This window comes from Salegentibacter maritimus, from assembly GCF_016236975.1.
Taxonomy (GTDB): Bacteria; Bacteroidota; Bacteroidia; order Flavobacteriales; family Flavobacteriaceae; genus Salegentibacter; species Salegentibacter maritimus.
Genome location: NZ_JAEHNY010000005.1, coordinates 174,242 through 195,227, shown reverse-complemented (window position 1 = coordinate 195,227; position 20,986 = coordinate 174,242). Strand labels below are relative to the sequence as shown.

General features: G+C 36.3%; 14 protein-coding genes. 5 read left to right on the top strand and 9 right to left on the bottom strand.

Going from position 1 to position 20,986, the window contains the following annotated elements; genetic code table 11:
* Positions 1-111: 111 nt before the first annotated feature.
* From I6U50_RS07150 to I6U50_RS07140, 3 genes are all read left to right on the top strand, one after another.
* A complete protein-coding gene (locus I6U50_RS07150; RefSeq protein ID WP_198638349.1) occupies positions 112-2,118 on the top strand; it encodes a monovalent cation:proton antiporter family protein in 2,007 nt (668 codons plus the stop codon).
* Positions 2,119-2,407: 289 nt separating this feature from the next.
* Positions 2,408-4,072 carry an ABC1 kinase family protein gene (locus tag I6U50_RS07145; RefSeq protein WP_198628726.1) on the top strand — a complete coding sequence of 555 codons (1,665 nt, stop codon included), beginning with the start codon at positions 2,408-2,410 and terminating at the stop codon, positions 4,070-4,072.
* 56 nt (positions 4,073-4,128) lie between these two features.
* The gene (locus I6U50_RS07140) at positions 4,129-5,613 is read left to right on the top strand and encodes a S10 family peptidase (protein ID WP_198638348.1); all 1,485 of its coding nucleotides are present in this window, start codon (positions 4,129-4,131) and stop codon (positions 5,611-5,613) included.
* 151 nt (positions 5,614-5,764) lie between these two features.
* Here I6U50_RS07140 and thrC read toward each other — a convergent pair whose 3' ends face one another.
* From thrC to I6U50_RS07110, 6 genes are all read right to left on the bottom strand, one after another.
* On the bottom strand, positions 5,765-7,060 hold the full coding sequence (gene thrC, locus I6U50_RS07135; RefSeq protein ID WP_198638347.1) for a threonine synthase: 1,296 nt from the start codon (positions 7,058-7,060) through the stop codon (positions 5,765-5,767).
* A 91-nt stretch (positions 7,061-7,151) separates the two neighbouring features.
* Positions 7,152-8,078, bottom strand: a complete 927-nt coding sequence (locus I6U50_RS07130) for a homoserine kinase (protein WP_198638346.1) — start codon at positions 8,076-8,078, stop codon at positions 7,152-7,154.
* Positions 8,079-8,082: 4 nt separating this feature from the next.
* Positions 8,083-10,530, bottom strand: a complete 2,448-nt coding sequence (gene thrA / locus I6U50_RS07125; RefSeq protein ID WP_198638345.1) for a bifunctional aspartate kinase/homoserine dehydrogenase I — start codon at positions 10,528-10,530, stop codon at positions 8,083-8,085.
* Between the two features lie 331 nt (positions 10,531-10,861).
* Positions 10,862-12,325, bottom strand: a complete 1,464-nt coding sequence (locus I6U50_RS07120) for a magnesium chelatase (RefSeq protein ID WP_198638344.1) — start codon at positions 12,323-12,325, stop codon at positions 10,862-10,864.
* A 301-nt stretch (positions 12,326-12,626) separates the two neighbouring features.
* A complete protein-coding gene (locus I6U50_RS07115) occupies positions 12,627-13,757 on the bottom strand; it encodes a vWA domain-containing protein (protein ID WP_198638343.1) in 1,131 nt (376 codons plus the stop codon).
* Between the two features lie 454 nt (positions 13,758-14,211).
* Positions 14,212-14,739: a DsrE family protein gene (locus I6U50_RS07110; RefSeq protein ID WP_193709872.1), complete on the bottom strand. Its 528-nt coding sequence runs from the start codon at positions 14,737-14,739 to the stop codon at positions 14,212-14,214.
* 577 nt (positions 14,740-15,316) lie between these two features.
* Here I6U50_RS07110 and I6U50_RS07105 point away from each other — a divergent pair.
* Both I6U50_RS07105 and I6U50_RS07100 read left to right on the top strand, forming a co-directional pair.
* The gene (locus I6U50_RS07105) at positions 15,317-16,132 is read left to right on the top strand and encodes a phosphatase PAP2 family protein (protein ID WP_193709873.1); all 816 of its coding nucleotides are present in this window, start codon (positions 15,317-15,319) and stop codon (positions 16,130-16,132) included.
* Positions 16,133-16,143: 11 nt separating this feature from the next.
* Entirely contained in the window at positions 16,144-17,220 is a 1,077-nt protein-coding gene (locus I6U50_RS07100) for an endonuclease/exonuclease/phosphatase family protein (protein ID WP_198638342.1), read from the top strand.
* Here the strand turns inward: I6U50_RS07100 and I6U50_RS07095 are convergent.
* From I6U50_RS07095 to I6U50_RS07085, 3 genes are all read right to left on the bottom strand, one after another.
* Positions 17,217-17,627: a response regulator gene (locus I6U50_RS07095; RefSeq protein WP_193709875.1), complete on the bottom strand. Its 411-nt coding sequence runs from the start codon at positions 17,625-17,627 to the stop codon at positions 17,217-17,219. The genes I6U50_RS07100 and I6U50_RS07095 overlap by 4 nt on opposite strands.
* 23 nt (positions 17,628-17,650) lie before the next feature.
* Complete coding sequence (locus tag I6U50_RS07090) at positions 17,651-19,402, bottom strand: PAS domain S-box protein (RefSeq protein ID WP_198638341.1); 1,752 nt, start codon at positions 19,400-19,402, stop codon at positions 17,651-17,653.
* A 204-nt stretch (positions 19,403-19,606) separates the two neighbouring features.
* Positions 19,607-20,965 carry a capsule assembly Wzi family protein gene (locus I6U50_RS07085; RefSeq protein ID WP_198638340.1) on the bottom strand — a complete coding sequence of 453 codons (1,359 nt, stop codon included), beginning with the start codon at positions 20,963-20,965 and terminating at the stop codon, positions 19,607-19,609.
* Positions 20,966-20,986: the final 21 nt, after the last annotated feature.

Below are 20,986 nucleotides of genomic sequence, written 5' to 3'. Positions count from 1 at the left end.
AGATTTTAATGTAAGTATTCTGGGCGGCGGGAGATTCCCGCCGCTTTTTTATTTCCATAATCGGGTTATATCCTTTAAATTAGGGCGGCCAACTATCTTTAAAATTAATTTATGGAAATACCTATTTTACAGGACATTGTAATTATTCTTGGACTATCAATTTTGATAATTCTTTTATTTCAAAAAATAAAAGTGCCTTCTATTCTAGGCTTTCTTCTGGCAGGAATAATTGCAGGCCCCCATGCTTTTAACCTTATTAGTTCTTCGCATGAGGTAGAATTGCTTTCTGAAATAGGTATTATTTTTCTCTTGTTTGTTATTGGAATTGAGCTGTCTGTAAAAGAGCTCATTTCTATGAAAAACACGGTACTAATTGGGGGAGGACTCCAGGTTGGGGGTACCATTCTGTTTACTAGCCTAATTGCTTACTTTCTAGGTTTACCATTAAATTCGGCCATCTTTTTAGGGTTTTTATTCTCTTTAAGTAGTACGGCCATTGTTTTAAAGCTCATACAGGAACGGGGAGAAATTACAGCGCCACATGGAAGGGTAGCTCTTGGGATTCTTATCTTCCAGGATATCATTGTGGTTCCTATGATGCTGCTAACTCCTATTTTAGCAGGTGATGGCGGCGATATTGCAACTACCGTACTGTTTCTTATTCTTAAAATCTTGGGGGTTGGAGCCGTAATATTTTTATTGGCGCGGTATATTGTACCACGTATTTTTAGTATGGTGGTAAAAACAAAGAGTAAAGAACTTTTTATTTTAACTACAGTCGTTTTCTGTTTTGCAATTGCATGGCTTACTTCTTCTGTTGGATTATCCCTGGCATTGGGTGCTTTTTTCGCCGGACTTATTATTTCGGAATCTGAATATAGTCACCAGGCAACCGCAAATGTATTACCGTTTCGTGAAATATTTATTAGTTTCTTTTTTATCTCTGTAGGAACGCTGCTGAATTTAGAATTTTTCATCCAAAACATTTTCATAATCCTGGCCCTTGTTATTGGCGTTGTTTTACTAAAAATGCTGGTTGTAGGCGCTACCGTTCTATTGCTAAAATACCCTCCCAGAACCATCTTTTTAAGTTTGTTTAGTCTTTTCCAGGTTGGGGAATTTTCTTTATTGCTCTCGGGAGTAGGCCTGGACAATAATATTATTCCAGATAGTATTTACCAGTACTTCCTGGCAATCTCTATTATTACCATGGGCCTTACCCCCTTTCTTATTGATGCCGCACCAAAAATCACCTACGCTATTTTAAAGGCACGGGTACCTTCTACGGTAAGGCATAGATTAGAAAGATTTAATAAACAAAAATCTGCGGAAGAAAATACTACTGAACCAAAAAAATTAGAAGACCACCTAATTATTATCGGCTACGGTATAAATGGTGAAAACATTGCAAAAGCAGCCAGAAATGCCGAAATACCTTATGTTGTTCTAGATACCGATCCCGTAACTTTTAAAAAGGCAAAAAATAACAACGAACCCGTTATTTTTGGAGATGCAACCAATTCGCTTATCCTAAAACACCTTCACGTACAGGAAGCACGGGTGGTGGTAATTGCCATTTCGGACCCGGGAGCGACTAAAAAAATTATAAATAATGTTCGGTTATTTACTAAAACAGCTTTTATAATTGTAAGAACCCGCTATGTAAGGGAGATTGAAGAAAATATTAAACTGGGAGCAGACGAGGTAATTCCAGAGGAATTCGAAACATCTATAGAAATCTTTACCCGGGTGCTAAAACAATATCTGGTTCCCTATAACGAAATAATGGATTTTACAGCTAATATCAGGTCATCAGATTACGAAATGCTTACTTCTGTAAAAGGAAGACCACATAAGCCTTCGCTACAACACCTTCATATCCCAAATCGGGAAATTGTAACCTTAAGCGTTCAACAAAACAATAGGGAAATTGTAGGTAAAAGCATTGAAAGTTCAGGAATTGGTAAAAACTTCAGGGTTACCGTATTGGCCATTAAAAGAGACACCCAATATATTACCGAAGTACTTCCCGACACTAAGATAAAACAAGGAGATTTACTTTATATTTTTGGGAATCCAATAAACATAAGCAGGTTAAACGAAAAGCTTTCTTATTAAATACACTAAAGTAAACTACCTCGTAGCAAGCCCACGAGGCATTCGTTGGAAACAAATTTTTAATTTCAAGGCAAACCTCGAGGTATTACACCCTTGGCGGTGCCAATAAAAGGCTTGTAAATTGCTTATAATAAGCACAAATTAGAAGTTTTAAAACTTAATAACCAAATAGCAACAAAAAGCTTTCTTAAATATTAGCAAAAAACACGTATGTGTTCCTGAACCTATTGGTGTTATAATTTTAAATAAATATCTTTAATAATTAGATAACCTAACACCAATAAACTATATGTCTGTACTCCCCGATCATCTTTTACGCTATCAGAAATTTATAGGCTTTATGCTTAAATACTGGAATAGCGATTTGTTTGGAAATGCTGCTTCTAAGGCGATGGAAGGGAATACAGCAAATTCTGAAAACAGCTACGAGCAAACGCCCAACGAGCTGGTAGAAGACCTAAAAAATATGGGGCCTACCTATATAAAAATGGGGCAATTGCTTTCTACCCGCCCCGATCTTTTACCCGATGATTACTTAAAAGCTTTGGCCACTTTACAGGACGATGTCCCTGCCATTCCTTATAACGAGGTTCAACAAATTGTTGAAGAAGAAATAGGGACCAAAATTTCAAAAGCATTTAAAAGTTTTGAAGAAAAACCACTGGCAAGCGCATCTATTGGGCAGGTACATAAAGCTAGTTTAAGATCGGGAAAACCGGTAGCGGTTAAAATACAACGCCCGGGAATAAAAAAGCAATTCCTGTTAGACCTTGATACCTTAAAAGAATTGGCCGAACTAGCCGTTAAACACAGTACCACCGCGAAAAAATATGCTTTCGACGATGTTTTAGCTGAATTGAGACGAATTTTATTGCAGGAGCTGGATTACAACAGGGAAGCGCAAAACCTAATTACCCTGGGTGAAAATTTAAAAAGCTTTAAAGATCTAATCGTTCCTCAACCTATTCAGGATTATTCTTCGGGTAAGGTGCTTACTATGGAATATATTGAAGGGCAAAAAATAACTTCTATTTCACCGCTTAAACAAATTGAAGTAGACTATGCTCCTTTGGTAGATCAATTGGTGAATGCCTATTTAAAGCAGGTTATCAATGATGGATTTGTACATGCCGATCCGCATCCCGGTAATATTCAATTTACAAAAGACGATAAAATTGCACTTATAGATTTGGGCATGGTGGCCAGGTTTAGCCCTGCCATGAAAAATTATATTTTAGAACTTTTATTGGCTATTAGCAGCAATAATGGCGAAGAAACGGCCAGGATACTCCTAAACATGAGTGAGGTAACCGAAAATGCTAATCTAAAATATTTTAAAAAGACCATTAGCGATATTATTATGGCCAGTGAGCATAGTACGGCAAAAGATATGCAAACCGGCCGTTTGCTAATTCAGTTAAATCGACTCGCTGCTGAAAACGGGATTCACCTCCCGGTTGAAGTTAATATTCTTGGTAAGATTCTTTTGAATATGGATCAGATTATTGCGGTATTAGACCCCGATTTTGATCTTAGGGATGCCATTAAAAGACACGCCAATAAAATAATGCGAGATAAAATGTATGAAGAGTTGAAGCCTGAAAATTTCTTTTCTTCGGTATTGGCTTCCAAGAAGTTTATAGAATATTTGCCCGATAGATTAAACACCATTTCAAAGAATCTTTCAGAGAATGAATTCAGTATTAAAATAGATGCTTTTGACGAGAAACGGGTTACCGATGGTTTCCAAAAGGTTGCCAACCGTATCACACTGGGATTAATTATAGCCGCGATGATTATTGGAGCCGCCATGTTAATGCAGGTGCCCTCAGATTTTATGATATTGGGATATCCGGGACTGGCCATGATTTTCTTTCTATTGGCCGCTATTGGCGGAATTATTCTAAGCTATATTATCGTTTTTAGAGATGAAAACCTTAATAATAAAGATTGAGGTATTTGGGTAATTGTGCTTTTCAGTGTATTTTTCGATTCTAAAAATTAGAGCACATGAAAAACATCTTTACCCCAGTATTTTTACTTGTATTTATAGCTACGGCCTGGAGCCAAAAAGTTGAAATTCCTGTAGATACAAGTATCACTACCAAACATTCGGTGAACATTAATTCAAAGAATATAGATTATACCGCTACCACCGGAATGCAGCCGCTTTGGAATAATGATGGTGATCCTATTGCCAGCCTTTTTTATACCTATTATAAAAGAAGCGATATAAAAAATACCGAAAATCGTCCCCTGGTAATTTCATTTAATGGGGGCCCCGGTTCGGCCTCGGTATGGATGCATATTGCATATACCGGCCCAAGAGTTTTAAAAATTGATGATGAAGGATTCCCTATTCAACCCTACGGAATTAAAGAAAATCCGCATTCTATTTTAGATATCGCTGATATCGTTTATGTAAATCCAGTAAATACAGGCTTTTCCCGCCCTATCCCAAATAAGGAAGGAAATGTTCATAAAGAAAAATTCTTTGGCGTAGATGCCGATATTAAATATCTGGCCGAATGGTTAAATACTTTTGTAAGCAGAAATAACCGCTGGTTATCACCAAAATATCTTATTGGAGAAAGCTATGGCACTACCCGTGTTTCAGGATTGGCCTTAGAACTTCAAAACAGTCAATGGATGTACCTTAACGGAGTAATTTTAGTTTCTCCAACCGAATTAGGAATTAAACGCGACGGACCAGTAGAAGTTGCCAATAGGCTTCCATATTTCGCAGCCGCTGCCTGGTATCACGATGCTTTGCCGACAGAACTTCAAAATAAAGAATTAAAAGACTTACTGGAAGAAGTTGAAGATTACACAATTAACGAGTTAACCCCGGTACTTGTAAAAGGAGGATTTACCGAACCTGCAATAAAACAAGCTGCCGCCGAAAAAATGGCTTATTATTCCGGAATTTCCAAAGAAGTAATTCTTCAAAATAACCTGGATGTTGGCTATCGTTATTTTTGGAAAGAATTAAAAAGAAAAGATGGGGTTACCGTAGGAAGACTGGACTCCAGGTATTTAGGAATAGATGCTAAAGAAGCCGGAGATTCACCAGATTACAATGCTGAGCTAACTTCCTGGCTGCATTCCTTTACACCGGCAATTAACCATTACTTGCGTAATGATCTTAAATTTAAAACCGATCTAAAGTACTATATGTTCGGGCCTGTGCATCCCTGGGACCGTAGCGGTAATAATACCGGTGAAAATTTAAGGCAGGCCATGGCACAAAACCCAAACCTGGATGTACTGGTACAGGCCGGATACTTTGATGGTGCTACCACTTATTTTAATGCCAAGTATAGCATGTGGCAATTAGACCCGAGCGGTAAAATGAAAGACCGTTTAAGTTTTAAAGGCTATGAAAGCGGCCACATGATGTATTTGAGAGCCGAAGATCTTAAAAATGCCAATGAAGATATTCGGGAATTTATAGAAAACAGCCTCCCTGAAGAAGGTGCTCCTGCAAAGTATTAATAATTAAGCTGTTTGGGAAGTCTTTAAAACTTGTAATGCTCGTCATTCTGAATTTATTTCAGAATCTAAGTTGAAAATACATATTAGACCCTGAAACGAGTTCAGGGTGACGTTACATTCAAAAGACTTACCAAACAGCTTTTACTTTATACTACTGCATCAAATACTCCTTCAATTCAGCGTAATCTGAAATCTCTATAGATTTTTTCTCTTTTTGCATCACCTCTCTAATCGATGCGGGAATTTCTACCTTCTCTTCTATTACTTCTTCTACGGTTTCAAGAAATTTTACCGGGTGTGCAGTTTCTAAAAACGTCCCATAATATTTAGGGTTTTCAGCTAAAAAGTCCTGGAGTCCTAAATATCCAACTGCACCGTGAGGATCCATGACATAATTATACTTTTGCTTTACCTCTTTTATAGCTTTTCGAGTTTCTTCATCTGAATAACTAAAGGAAGAAAGTTGCTGTGACAGCGAATCAAATTCATTATCAAACAATTCCATTATCCGTACAAAATTACTGGGATTTCCAACATCCATCGCGTTAGAGATGGTTTGTACGCTTGGTTTTGGAGCGTATTCTTTAGATTTCAAATAACGTGTCACCACATTATTTTCGTTATTGGCAGCGATAAAATGAGCTATGGGCAAGCCCATCTTTTTAGCCAGCATCCCGGCACAAATATTCCCAAAGTTCCCACTAGGCACCGAGAAAGCCAGTTTCTTATTTTTTCCTGCTAATTGTTTATACGCGAAAAAGTAGTAGAACATTTGCGGTAACCAACGAGCTACATTTATAGAATTAGCAGAGGTTAATTGTCGTTTCTCACTTATTTCCTCATCGGAAAAAGCTTTTTTCACCATATCCTGGCAATCGTCAAAATTACCGTTTACTTCCAGAGCTGTAATATTCTGTCCTAAAGTTGTAAGTTGTTTTTCCTGAATTTCACTAACTTTTTCTTTAGGGTATAAAATTACTACATCTATACCTTCTACTCCTAAAAATCCGTTGGCCACTGCCCCACCGGTATCGCCTGAAGTAGCTACCAAAACGGTAATTTTACCCAGGTTTCCTTTTTTTACAAAATACCCAAGGCAACCGGCCATAAACCCGGCTCCTACATCTTTAAAAGCCAGGGTTGGACCGTGAAAAAGTTCCAGGGTACCGGTATTTTCAGAAACTGGTACCACCGGAAAGTCAAAATCTAATGTTTTGCTTAAAATATTACGCAAGCCATCTTCATCAATCTCATTGCCCACAAAAGTTTTTATAGCTTTATAAGCAATTTCCTCTTTAGAAAGTTTATCCAGATTCTGAAAAAATTCTTTAGGTAAAGCTGGAATTTCCTCAGGAAAGTAAAGAGCTTTTCCCGGCGCCAGGCCTTTAACAACGGCCTTCTCAAAAGAAACTTTATGATTTTTATCGTTTAAACTAAAATATTTCATCTATATATTATTTAAGCCAAAATTAGTACTGAACACAGCTCAAAAATGGAAGCCTGTTTCATTCTAATTATTGGGTTTAGCATTTTAAATTTCAATCGGATACTATTTTTATTCCTTCTGCATTAATTTTAGACAGGTGTAGATCAAAATCAATATTTTTATCCTGGTAAAACTCCTGAAATTCGGATTTTAGCTTTTGAGCGACAACATCTCCTTTACACATGGCAAAAACCGAAGGTCCCGAACCTGAAATGCCAAAACCCAGGGCTCCGTTTGCTATAGCTAAAGCTTTAAGCTCGTCGAAATAGGGAATTAATATAGAGCGTACTGGCTCTATAATCTCGTCTTTTAAACTTCTTCCAAATAGTTCATAATCCTTAGTGTATAGTGCACTTACCAACGCGCCCAGGTTTCCCCATTGATTAATCGCCTTAGTCAATGCCACATTCTGCCTAATAATTGAACGAGAATCTTTTGTTTTAAGCTCGATTAAAGGATGCAAGACCAATATTCGGAATTCTGGTAAACTCGGTAAACTCAATATTTCTAAAGGCTCGTAACTTCTTACCAGGCTAAAATTGCCCAATAAAGCCGGGGCTACATTATCGGCGTGCGCATTTCCGCTGGCAAGACGTTCCCCTTCCATAGCAAATTTTATCAATTGATTTGTGGAAAAAGGTTCTCCCAAGAGTTTATTGATTCCAAAAACAGCACCGGCAGCACTAGCTGCGCTACTACCAATTCCGCTGCCTGCCTTAATATTCTTTTTTATTTCTATATCAAAACCCTGTTTTTCACCTAATTCATCTAGTAAAGCTTTGGCAGCAACACCTGCTACATTCTTATCTACTTCCAATGGCAAGTCCTGCCCGGTAATTTTGGGTATTCTAAGCTTTTGTTCTGAATTCTTAGAAATAAGCATTTCATCGCCCACTTCATTTAAACAACATCCAAGTACGTCAAATCCGCAAGAAAGATTGGCCACAGTTGCCGGGGCAAAAAGTTTTATCTTATCCATAAGCCTACTTTTTTCCTATTCTTATTACATCGGCAAAAATCCCTGATGCCGTAACCTCAGCTCCTGCCCCGGCACCTTTTACAATTAAAGGTTGCTCTGGGTACCTTTCGGTAAAGAACAATACTATATTATCGCTCCCGCTTAAGTTATAGAAAGGATGTTCTGAGCCTACCGATTGTAAACCTACCACGGCTTTTCCATCTTCTAATTGGGCGACATATTTAAGTTGTTCAGCTTTTTCTTCCGCCGACTTATATATTTCCTGAAATTTTGGCTCATCTCTCTGTAGCAATTCAAAAAAGTCGTCATTATTAGTGGTGGCCAAACTTTCTTTCGATAAAAAATCTTCGCTTTCAATATCTTCCAGTTCCATCTCATAACCACATTCCCGGGCTAGAATCAAGACTTTACGGGCTACATCTACCCCACTCAAATCAATTTTAGGATCGGGTTCGGTATAGCCTTCTTTCATGGCCATTTCTACGGTTTTATAAAAAGGCTCTTTGGCTTTATAAGTGTTAAAAACAAAGTTTAAACTACCGGAAAGTACTGCCTGAATTTTGGTGATCCTATCTCCGGAAGCGACCAGGTTTTTAAGGGTGTCTATAATTGGCAATCCTGCACCAACATTGGTTTCATATAAAAATGACGCCCCATATTCCCGAGCCAGGTTTTGCAATTCGAGGTAATTTTCAAAACTATCTGCACAGGCAATTTTATTGCAGGTTACCACAGAAACCGAATTAGCCAAATATTCTTTATACCAGGCAGAAATATCGGCACTTGCAGTGTTATCTACAAAAATGCTGTTGCGTAGGTTAAAAGTGTTCACTTTTTTGAAAAATTCAGCTTTATCGGCTTTTTCTCCATTTTCCAAGGCTTTTTCCCAATTATCCAGGTCAATTCCATTTTCATCAAAAAGCATTTTTCTTGAGTTTGATAATCCGTGTACGCGAACTTTCAACCTTAAATTTTCCAAAAGAAATTGTTCCTGCTTCTTTAACTGACCCAGTAGTTTACTACCCACATTACCCACACCGGTTATAAATAGATTTAATTCTTTAGAGGGTACTTCAAAGAACTGTTCGTGCAGGGTATTTAGCGCTTTTTTCACATCTTTTTTGGCTATTACAGCTGAAATATTTCGCTCTGAAGAACCCTGGGCGATGGCGCGTATATTAATATTATTATTTCCTAATGCACTAAACATTTTACCACTTAAGCCATGATGACTTTTCATTCTGTCACCAACCAACGCAATAATGGCTACATTTTCTTCAATTGTTACGGGCTTAATTTTTTTATACTGAATTTCAACCTCAAAAGCTTCGTCTATTGCTTCCTTTGCAAATTGAGCCTCATCGTCTTTTACCGCAATACAAATACTATGTTCTGAAGAAGCCTGGGTAATTAAAACCACATTTATATTTTCCTGAAATAAAACTTCAAAAAAGCGTTTGGAAAAACCGGGGATACCCACCATGCCACTTCCTTCTATATTGAGTAGTTTTATGGAATCTATATGGGTAATTCCGGTAACCCAGCGAAAATTCTTTTCAGAAGACCTGGAGATTAAAGTTCCATCCTCATCGGGCTTAAAAGTATTTTTAATACGGATACTAATTTGTTTATCCAACAAAGGCTGTAAAGTTGGCGGGTATAGCACTTTAGCCCCAAAATGTGATAATTCCATCGCTTCCTGGTAAGAAATATCTTTTAACGGATAAGCGTGCGGTACAATTTGAGGGTTTGCCGTGTACATCCCGTTCACATCGGTATAAATATCTACTTCTTTTACCGCTAAAGCACCACCAAACAAGGCTGCGGTAAAGTCTGATCCGCCTCGACCAAGAGTACTGGGAACTCCCTGTTCATTTCGGGAAACAAAGCCCGGAACAATATACAATGAAGCCTCATTTTCGTTAAAATAGTGCTCGATATTAACATAGGTTAGTTGATAATTTACCTGTACTTTCTCGTTGGTGTTTTTGCAAACAATTAATTCCCGGGAATCTACATATTGGGAGTTAATTCCTAAATTTTTAAAATATTCAGCAATAATTATTGAGGATAAAATCTCCCCAAATCCAGACACTACGTGGCGGGTTTTATTGGAAAGCTCGTTAAGTAAGTACACACCCTCATATAAGGTTTCCAACCTATTAAGCTCGGTTTTTACTTTACTTAAAATACTACTTTGAGCCTGTACAGGAATTAATTCTTTTACTGCTTGAAGGTGACGTTTTTCATTTTCCAGTAGTAAATCTTTATAAGATGGATCTTCTTTGGAAGCCAAATCTGCCATTTTAAGCAAATTGTTGGTTACCCCACCAAAGGCAGAAAAAACTACCAGCGTTTTATCTTTTTTTAAATGTTTTTGAACTGTTTTAGCTACAAGTTTTATGCGTTCTGGAGATGCCAAAGAGCTACCTCCGAATTTAAGGACTTTCATAAGTCAAGATGGTTAAATTAGAATGATTGTGTTTTAAAAAAACAGGTGTATACCGAAGCGCTATGTAGAATTATACCCCAAAAGGGGTAATACGAATAATTGTCATACCACCAATGCTCAAGCCAGGAATGCTTGCTGCAATATTGAAAAGTATATTTTTTGTGGTCTTCATCTATGACTTTATTCTGTTGTTAAAAGTATATATTTTAATGGGTAACACAAATAAAATTTAGCATTTGAGGAAAGAATTATGAATTTCCTTCTATATCACAAAAAAAATTCCCCGATTATTAAAATAACCGGGGAATCATCTTCTTGAATTATCAAATAACTAAAGATCACTTATATAGCTTCCATAGAGATCTTTAAATTGAAGGCTTTTAGCAAACCTATGCTTGCTCAATTTTTTAAATTCTACCAAAGCCCAAAGCAAAAACTCTTTTAAAAAGTAACTATCCTTTTCTGAAATTTCCAGATGGTATTTTTTGATAAGCTCATTTAAAGGCTTCACAGAATTAAGTTTTTGTTTGTATTCTGCATCTGAGAGATCATCGGGTAATTCGAAACCGCTTTGTTCAAAAAACCAGGCTATCAAATCGTCGTAAGGTGTGGTTTCATCTGGTCTTTGCAACTTTTCAATTTTAGGAAAATACTGCGGGAATAATGTCTTTATCGCATTGCCAATTAACTGTAAAGCTACGCTGGCTGCTCCTTCTTCTTCCCCTTCATACACCAACTCTACTTTTCCGGTAATAGCCGGTACAACCCCAATAAAATCGCTTAGTCGCAAGAAAGTACTATCGTCTCCAGAATTTAAAGACCTCCTCTCTGCGGTACTTAAAAGATTCTCGTAAGCAGTAATACTTAACCTGGCACTAATTCCACTTTTTTCGTCTATAAATTCACTCTCCCTGGCTTCAAAGCTAATTTGTTCCAATACATCTTTGGCCAGTTCCGGAATATAAACCAAATCACTTTGCCTTTTATCTAGTTTGGCTTCCTGTTCGGTAATGGCTTTAGCAATCTCAATATTTTCTGGATAATGTGTTAGAATTTGAGACCCAATTCGGTCCTTTAATGGGGTAACAATGCTTCCCCGGTTGGTATAATCTTCCGGATTAGCGGTAAAAACAAACTGCAAGTCTAACGGCAGCCTTAGCTTAAACCCGCGAATTTGAATATCGCCTTCCTGTAGGATATTAAAAAGGGCTACCTGAATGCGTGCCTGTAAATCGGGTAGCTCGTTAATTACAAAAATACTTCTATTGGCACGGGGAATCATCCCGAAGTGAATTACGCGGTCATCGGCATAGCTTAATTTTAAATTTGCGGCTTTAATTGGGTCTACATCACCTATCAAATCAGCTACTGTTACATCTGGGGTGGCCAGTTTTTCAAAAAACCTATCTTCTCGGTGCACCCATTTAATTGGAGTTTCATCGCCTTTTTCGTTAATCAATTCTCTGGCGTACCTGGAAATTGGATTTAAAGGATCATCATTAATTTCCGATCCTGCTACAACCGGCATAAACTCATCTAACAGATTAACCATTAGACGGGCTAATCTCGTTTTAGCCTGCCCTCTTAAACCAAGTAAATTAATATTATGGCGAGACAGAATAGCCCTTTCTAATTCTGGGATCACACTATCTTCGTAGCCGTGAATACCTGAAAAAGTTTGCTTTTTATTTTTAATTCTTTCAATTAAATTTCCCCTAAGTTCTTCTTTAATCCCCCGGCTTTTATAGCCGGCTTTCTTTAATTCCCCTAAGGTTTTTATGTTTTCAATTTTCATATTTTTTATTTTTCATTCTGTTTGAAATCTGAAGAAAATTTTCCTGATAATCAATTAGATCAAATTGAACCTGCTCAATCATTCAGGCAGAAATACAATTATAAATTATCAAAAACTCAATATTATAAGATTAAAATAGGTGAACTTTATTTTCTCTCAAGCTTACTAAGCCCTTTTCCTATATTGATTTATAAACTTTTCGTCCTATAAATTATATTTTTTAGATTGAATTTAGAAACATAAGTTCACCAGAATTAATTTCTACTGCTCGTTAGTTTACCCATACTAAAAACTAACTCCACTAATTGCCCCTAATTCTTTTTTTCCTATTGGTCTCATAATCTTCAAAAATCATTTCACCCAAACCTTTAAGTCCGGTATAAAAAGCCTTTCCCTGGTTGGCATAAGTAAACTCCCTAACAAACTGCATCAAATAAGGGTCTTGCGCTATCATAAATGTGGTAATTGGAATATGTAATTTACGAGCTTGCCGGGCCATGGTATAGCATTTTCCGATAATATATGGATCAAGCCCCATACTGTTTTTATAATAAGAACCATCTCGCTCTCTTAGGCAACTGGGTTTACCATCGGTAATCATAAAAATTTGCCGGTTAGTACTTCGCTTTCTTCTTAAAATATCCATAGCTAATTTTAAACCTGCTACCGTATTGGTATGATAAGGCCCTACTTTAAGATAAGGAAGATCTGCTATGGAGACCGGCCAGGCGTCATTTCCAAAAACAATAATATCCAGACTGTCTTTTGGATACCTGGTCGTTATTAATTCGGCAAGTGCCATAGCCACTTTTTTGGCAGGGGTAATACGGTCTTCGCCATAAAGTATCATACTATGGCTAAGGTCTATCATTAGCACTGTGCTCATTCGGGATTTATAGTGCGTTTCTTCTACCACCAGGTCTTCTTCACTCATGTTAAAATCACCTATCCCGTGATTAATTTGAGCGTTACGCAAGCTTTCGGTAATTGAAATTTTATCGGGTGCATCTCCAAACTGAAATGCTTTAAAATCTCCGGTATGTTCATCGCCCCTACCTACGTGGTTAGTTCTATGGCTTCCTGAGGCACTTTTCTTTAGTTTTCCAAAAATTTGATCTAAAGCCTGCTTTCTAATAGCACGTTCGGTTTTAGCCGTAATTGCCATCCCACCACCATCATCTTCATTTTCTTCTTTTATATAACCCTTCTTTTTAAGGTCTTCTACAAAATCATCTAACTTATAATCTTCAGTGGTTAATTTATACTCTTCATCAAGTTGTTTTAGCCAGTCTAAAGCTTCATCTAAATCGCCTGAAGTATGCGTAATCAATTCCTTAAAAACCTCAAATAACCTATCAAAAGGCGACTTTTCCGGTGCTTCAAACTTATTAAAGACAAATCCTCTGCCCTGTCTGTAATCTTTCTTTTTCATAATCTTAAAATTACAGTATTTTGGGTAGAATTGGAAAATCTTTAGCTGCAACAGAAACTAAACTTATGTTAATCTATAAGTTTAATCCTTATAAAACTCTTTTTGAAAGCCTGCTTCTTTTCTCAATTAATATTGTTTTAAAAACTAACTAGCGTAATACTATAAGGGAAATTGAAAAAATCACGACCAACTTATAAAGTGAACAGCATTAACTTACAAGAGATAAGAGCAAGCTGAAATAGCGTGTTAGACACCTACATTCTATGTTTTATAACTTAATTTAGAGTGATTAAGGCTAAATAATTGCTTCCAGAATTTTAAATGGAACGTGAAAAAAAGATAAAGGTTTACCACACCTAATCTCAACTCCAAATTCAAAAAGTTCACTCAAAACATCTGGTTGACTTGCCTCTCTTATTTTACTTAAGGCTCATCATTCATCATTCTATTTGATTTACCTAATTATTGTATAGCCCTGCATTTGGTAAGTGGGAATATCTATTAAAGCAGATAAAGTTAATTTGATTAAGGGATTCATTTCGGTTTCCGGGTTAATACCTCTTTCGGCAGCTGCCTGTCCGCAAATATTAATAGGAACCCCATAATCTGTCAATTTTTTAATAAGATCCAGGTTAGGATTGCTCTTCCCTTTTTTTAGCTTATAAGCTTTTTCGGTAAGAACAATAGGCGAAGCTTCGCCACTGATAACCGCTGCTACCTGAATGTTCTCTTTAGGAACATGGTTAGCTTCCAACAGATTAATAAGTCGGGCTATTTTCCACAGTGAAGCATTTACTCCATCACGTTCCTTTTTATTTGTTATATGGAAGAACATTTTATATTCCTTTTGTGGGTTAGGCTTTATAGCAACCTCTTCATATTCTATAATTCTACCGTAACCCTCAATAGCCGGTGTTTTCCAACTTTGTGCCTGTATAGGTAAGCTTATAATTACTAATAGAAAGAAAACAAATCTTATCATTTTTTACTTGAATTTATATTTTTAAGATACTTATCAACTCCTACCGGTTTATTTCCCATAATTCTTTAAGGATTTACCGCCTCACTTAAAATAACATTTTATTGATCGTAAAAGTGATAAAATCCTCTTATCTCTCAATAGCGATTAATTTATATACTTTCGGCAAAAATATATTCAAATTTAAATCGTCAGCTATGTTACAAAAGTGCAATAAAAACTAGTTTAGACCGAGACAGTTCCTACTTTTCTTAAATAAATTACCGTAATATTAATGAGACTATAGTTAATTTCGAGGCAAGGCTAGGAGTATTAAATCCTGAGTATGGAGTAAAAATATACACTAAGCATAATTTTAGGTTTATAGTAGTTTTCTCTCAGCAAATATGCGATTCTTTTAATAAGTTTTTCAGCTTTAAAATTTATTTTCTGGGTATCGCTGGCCATGATTTTTTTTTAAACTTATATACCCTTGTCCAAACAGGATATTAGATTTGAGTTTTATAGTGTTATTCTTTTCTTAAATGCTTCAACAATTCCTAAAGAGTTTAGAGATTTGACTGTTATAATATACAGATACATGAAAAAAATAATATTAAGTATTTTTTGCTTAGGCCTGGTTTTTAATTTTTATGGCCAGAACTCACCTTACGAGACCAATACCTGGAAAGACGGTGCTTACATTGCAGGAACTGTGGGTATAAATATCTTAGGCCTCACTTTAATTCAAAATAAGGATGCGCTCACAGAGTCCGAACTACAGGCACTCAATAAAAATGATATATGGAAAATAGACCGATGGGCTGCCGGAAATTATTCTGAAAAAGCAGATGCCATAAGTTATATTCCTTTTTATGCGGCCTTAGGAATGCCCCTGGCGTTTTTACCCGGAGAAAACGAACGCAAGAATTTTGGACAAATAAGCGTTCTATTTATTGAAACAATGGCTACAACAGGGGTGTTTTATACTATGACTGCCGGTTTAATAGATAAAAGCAGACCTCTAGTGTACAATAAAAACCTTCCTGTAGACACACGTGCCGAGGGAGGTGCACAACGATCTTTTATTGCAGGACATACTGCCGTGGCAGCAGCGGGTACATTCTTTGCTGCAAAGGTCTTTAATGATTTTCATCCAGATTCTAAAGCAGTACCTTACATATGGGGAGGTGCCGTTGGAGTTTCGGCACTTATGGGGTATTTAAGAACAAAAGCCGGCAAACACTTTTTAACAGATAATATTGCCGGTTTTATAGTAGGAGCAGCTAGTGGTATTTTAATACCTGAACTACATAAGAAAGACAAGAAACACATTGATCTTTATCCCACTGCAAGTTTTAATATTAATGGTACGGGCATAAACACTAAAGGACTGGCATTAAGCTATAAATTTTAATTGAATTCGCCATGGAGATTTCAGAACTAATAATGCTGGTGGCTTGTGCCGTTTTATTAATTCCCAGTATAGCCTCTGCAACACGTTTTGATAAATGGTGGATAAGGGCTTTTGACTTTCCGCGTATCCAAATTTCAATACTAATTAGTATTGTGCTTGTGATAGCTATTTTTGTTTTTGATTTTTCTGAGGTAATTCATTTTATAGCAATAGGCTTACTAATTTTAAGCTTATTATACCAATTAGATAAGATCTACCCATATACCTGGTTTGCAAAAAAAGAAGTAATGCAATTTGAAGATGGAGATCCTACCGATAATATTTCTATTCTAGTAAGTAATGTTCTTACCCCAAACAAAGACTATCATAAACTTCTTGAAATTGTAAACAGAAGACAACCGGATATTTTATTAACGCTGGAATCTGATAAAAAATGGGAAGAAGCGCTTAAAGATCTTGAAAAAGACTACAAATATTGTGTAAAAGTGCCCCAGGATAATCTTTATGGAATGCATTTATATTCTAAACTTAAATTAGAGGAAACTGAAGTAAGATATCTGGTAAAAGAAGATATTCCTTCTATTCACGGGTTTGTACGCTTAGATGACAACTCAAAAATTAGAATACATTGTATGCATCCCAGGCCACCCAGTCCTTCTGAAGCTCAAACATCTACTAACCGTGATGCTGAATTATTGATGTTGGGCAGAGACGTAAGAAAACAAGATGAGAGTGTCCTGGTATTTGGAGATTTAAACGACGTTGCCTGGTCCAGGACCACCAGGTTATTTCAACAAATGAGCGGCTTAATGGACCCCAGGATTGGAAGGGGCTTTTTTAACACCTTTCACGCCGATTATTTGTTCTTTAGATGGCCACTTGACCATGTCTTTCATAGCAATGATTTTACCCTTATTGATATTGCCAGGGAAAAACATATAGGATCCGATCATTTCCCTATGTATATTAAGTTGAATTTTGAGCGGAAAGCAGAGCTGGAACAAAATAAACCGGAAGCCGAAGACGAAGAGAAAGAATGGGCTCAAAAAAAGATTGATGATGCTAAACCTCGCGAAAACGGAGTTTAAACCCGCTCAAAAAAATGGCTTATTTCAGGAATTTCTTTAATCTTTTCACAATCTAAAGACGCTATTGGCTTTTCAATAAAAGACCGCACCATACTATATTTTTCGACTTCTTTTCTATCTTTATCGTTAATTGAAGAGGTTACCATTACCACATGATAATTAGAGTTTTCCTTATGCGACTCCAAATGTTTTAGAAAATCCCATCCATTTATATTCGGCATGTTGATATCTAAAAAAATCAGAAAGTTTTTATTTTCATTTCGCTGTTGTTGCTCATCTAAATAATTTAAAGCAACCGTAGCCTTGCGGAAACTAATAGGGTTTGAGGCAATATCATGGTTTATTATCATTTTCTCCTGAATAAAAATCACAATCTGGTCGTCATCTACAATAATTACTTCAAGCATTTTAAAGGATTTAGGACAAAAGCTTATAATTCTTCTTCAGTTTTATTGGTAATTTTTCTAATTACCTTATCTAGCTCTTCCGACGAATTTAATATATTATCTATAACTTCATCTATATTGTCCAGGTTATTTCTTTGATTTTTTAGTAAATCAATAAGCCCCATTATTCTGGCCAGAGGCGCCCTAACCACATGAGATTGTGTCCAGGCTATTTCCCGAAGCCTTTCGTTACTGCGCTCTATGGCATTAATATACTGTCTTCTTTCAGTAATATCCTGTATAGAGCCAATAATTCGGGAGGGCTTGTTGTTAGCATCGGTTATTACATAACTTCGATCCAGAATATATTTATAGTTTCCATCGGCACATTTAAAACGATATTCAATATTCAATAGCTTTTTATGGTTTGTGAATATTTCGGAAGTAGCGTTAATTACCCGTTGGTAATCGTCTGGATGGAGTTTCTGTTTCCACCAGGATCTAGATACATCGAGTTCCTTTGGACTATAACCGAAGATATCATAAATAGCATTGCTAAATTGAAAAGAATCTTTTTCTATATCGTAATCTGTAATTAAATCGGTAGTAGCTTTAGCAACAATATCGTAACGCTCTAAACTTTCCCTCAGCTCCTTTTCCTGTAACTTAAAACGGGTAATATCTCTCGAGTTTGCTACCAAACCATTTACGGCAGGATCGTCTCTTAGGTCACTAATAATTGTTTCCAGCCATCGCCAATTACCCGCTACATCTTGATGCCTGTAAGAAGGCAATTGATAAGATTTAACTTTACCGATAAATTTAATCTTATCTTCAATGAGAGGGCGATCTTCTTTATGAATAAATTGAAAAACATTTGTTCCTTCCAGTTTTTCCGGGCTTACGCCTAGAATGTTCTTAGCGCTCGGACTGATGTAAGAGTAATGAAAATTTTCATCTATAATACTTATTACATCACTGCCGTCTTGCACCAGTGCTTTAAAACGCTGCTGGCTATGTCTAAGTTTTTCTTCCGCCTTGAGTTTTTCGGTTATATCGTGAGCCAGGGTAACCCTTGCTTCACGCCCACCAAACATAATTGGATTGCTTTGTACAGCTATATGGAGTACTTTTCCTGCCTTAGTGAAATGTTTTACATTTATAACAAAAAAATCATGGAAATTATTTTCTACGGTTCTTTCAATTCTATCTTCATCCTCTACCCAAAGATCTCTAACCGTCATTTGCATAAACTCCTCCCGTGAATAGCCATAAAGATTAATTGCAGCCTGGTTTACACTTAAAAACTCAAGAGTATTCCTATCTAGAACCCACATAGGCAAAGGGCTAGATTCAAATAGGGTACGATATTTTTCTTCAGATTCGTACAACTGTCGTTGTACTCTACTACGCTCTATACTATAGTGAATGCTTTTTGAAAGATTGGACGCATTAATTTCATCTTTTAAAAGATAATCTGAAACTCCCCAGGAAAGGGTTTTCATTCCATAATCTTTATTTGCATATCCTGTAAGAACTACCACGGGTGTAGCATTAGCTAAAGCCAGCACCTCCTTAACAAGAACTTCAGGGCTCTTAATATCTGGAAGCGATAGATCTAATATTACGGTGTCAAAGACTGTTGAATAAAGGAATTCTATTGCATCCTTAAAGTTTTTAGCATGCTTTATTTCCAGGCTTGCATGCTCTTCAGAAAGATAATCCTCAATAAGAATAAAGTCACCAGGGTTGTCTTCAATAACTAATATCTTTAATTGCCCGGTTTTTCTTTTCATTTAATTAAAATATACCTATAATATATTGATAAACGTAAAATTATTCTGTGATTAGAAAACAATATTAAGTAAAGATACTAAAATTGTTCTTGCGTTATAAATTAAAACTTTTTATCAGACCAAAATTTGGACGTCATCATTTTCTGTATTAATCATCAATACCTATCATTTATTAAACGTCCTCTACACTTTATGGATATCGCTTTATAAAAACACTTTAGAGATAGAAACACCGGCACCAAAATTAGGGGTAGCAATTTCACTAAAATCACCACCTAAATGAAGATTCAAATTCACTATATTCTGCAGCAAATTTAAATCTATATAAGTAGAAAACACGTGCTTACCATTTATGTTTGAACTACCTTTCACTCCGTAGTTTTTTCTAAAACTGCCTAAAAATCTATATGGGATTTTATTAAAAGCCATTCCGCTTAAACCTAAATGATGTGCAATTATTTTATTATTGGCAATCCTAAACCTGTCCGGGCCAAGGCTAATAAATGGAAGCCCTAAAACCCTATTTTCATAAGTCCAACCAGATCTATAAAGATTATTATTAAAATAATTATCCTCTCCATCGGTAGTTGGCGTGTTTCTACTTTGATTTTTGGTATAGTAAAATTCGTACATTAAAGCTTGAAGCCAGGAATCTAATGGAGCCCTTGTATTTTCTACAAAAACACCATATCGGCCATCGGGTGTATTTCTAAGTAAACTTCCAGAGCCGTCTTCAAACAAATGATTATAAATTAGCTCAACATTATACCCCGATAATTTGGTTTTAATATTGATCTCATAACTTCCAAGATGATTTCCCAACCCATTAATTTCCTGTTCAGAAATTGCATCTCCGGTATTATTGCCTACACCTCTTCCGGTTACCACTCTTGTATATGCTTCAAAATTAGAAGGTAGGTCTCCATATTCAGGATGGGTTCCTCCCCATTGCACAAAATGTCTTAAACCTGCAGAAATCTGGAATTTAGGTGATGACTTATACACCAAGTGAAAGCTTTTATGATGTAATCGGGTATTATCTACAAAGCGTTCATCGTCCATAAGATATTCTTCCAGTGAGGCCCTGAATCCTAATCCTGTATTATTTTTAAAAAATATTGGACGCTTTGTAAAAAACCGAATTCCGGGAAGAGGTCTGGCGTTTAAAGACCATAATACACTTTGATTCGTGGCACTTAAACCTTTATACAAATCTCTTCGCTGTTTACGACCAATTACTACTCCCAACCAGGAATTATTAAAAGTAAGGTAAGACTCGTCTAATTGTAGTTTATCGGTATACCCATCCTGATAGAGCGCAGCAAGACCAAGTTCTAAGGTAGCGTTTTCAGAAATTTTATAAACTCCATTTGTGCTTATAAAACCGGAAAAATTGGTACGTTCATCTACTCTCCCTCTTTTATTGGTATGAAACCAAAAAGGAGAATCTTTTCCAGTGTATGTTAAACCAAAACTATGCACCTCGCCACTAAAGTCGATTTCTTGCGAATGTAGGCTTAGAAAAAATGAGAGAAATAAGAATATTAGTAATTTTTGTTTCATAAGTAGGCATTAAGGCTTTTA

Coding starts and splice junctions, on each gene's coding strand:
- I6U50_RS07150 (WP_198638349.1), top strand. CDS start 112: ATGGAAATACCTATTTTACAGGACATTGTAATTATTCTTGGACTATCA.
- I6U50_RS07145 (WP_198628726.1), top strand. CDS start 2,408: ATGTCTGTACTCCCCGATCATCTTTTACGCTATCAGAAATTTATAGGC.
- I6U50_RS07140 (WP_198638348.1), top strand. CDS start 4,129: ATGAAAAACATCTTTACCCCAGTATTTTTACTTGTATTTATAGCTACG.
- thrC (WP_198638347.1), bottom strand. CDS start 7,060: ATGAAATATTTTAGTTTAAACGATAAAAATCATAAAGTTTCTTTTGAG.
- I6U50_RS07130 (WP_198638346.1), bottom strand. CDS start 8,078: ATGGATAAGATAAAACTTTTTGCCCCGGCAACTGTGGCCAATCTTTCT.
- thrA (WP_198638345.1), bottom strand. CDS start 10,530: ATGAAAGTCCTTAAATTCGGAGGTAGCTCTTTGGCATCTCCAGAACGC.
- I6U50_RS07120 (WP_198638344.1), bottom strand. CDS start 12,325: ATGAAAATTGAAAACATAAAAACCTTAGGGGAATTAAAGAAAGCCGGC.
- I6U50_RS07115 (WP_198638343.1), bottom strand. CDS start 13,757: ATGAAAAAGAAAGATTACAGACAGGGCAGAGGATTTGTCTTTAATAAG.
- I6U50_RS07110 (WP_193709872.1), bottom strand. CDS start 14,739: ATGATAAGATTTGTTTTCTTTCTATTAGTAATTATAAGCTTACCTATA.
- I6U50_RS07105 (WP_193709873.1), top strand. CDS start 15,317: ATGAAAAAAATAATATTAAGTATTTTTTGCTTAGGCCTGGTTTTTAAT.
- I6U50_RS07100 (WP_198638342.1), top strand. CDS start 16,144: ATGGAGATTTCAGAACTAATAATGCTGGTGGCTTGTGCCGTTTTATTA.
- I6U50_RS07095 (WP_193709875.1), bottom strand. CDS start 17,627: ATGCTTGAAGTAATTATTGTAGATGACGACCAGATTGTGATTTTTATT.
- I6U50_RS07090 (WP_198638341.1), bottom strand. CDS start 19,402: ATGAAAAGAAAAACCGGGCAATTAAAGATATTAGTTATTGAAGACAAC.
- I6U50_RS07085 (WP_198638340.1), bottom strand. CDS start 20,965: ATGAAACAAAAATTACTAATATTCTTATTTCTCTCATTTTTTCTAAGC.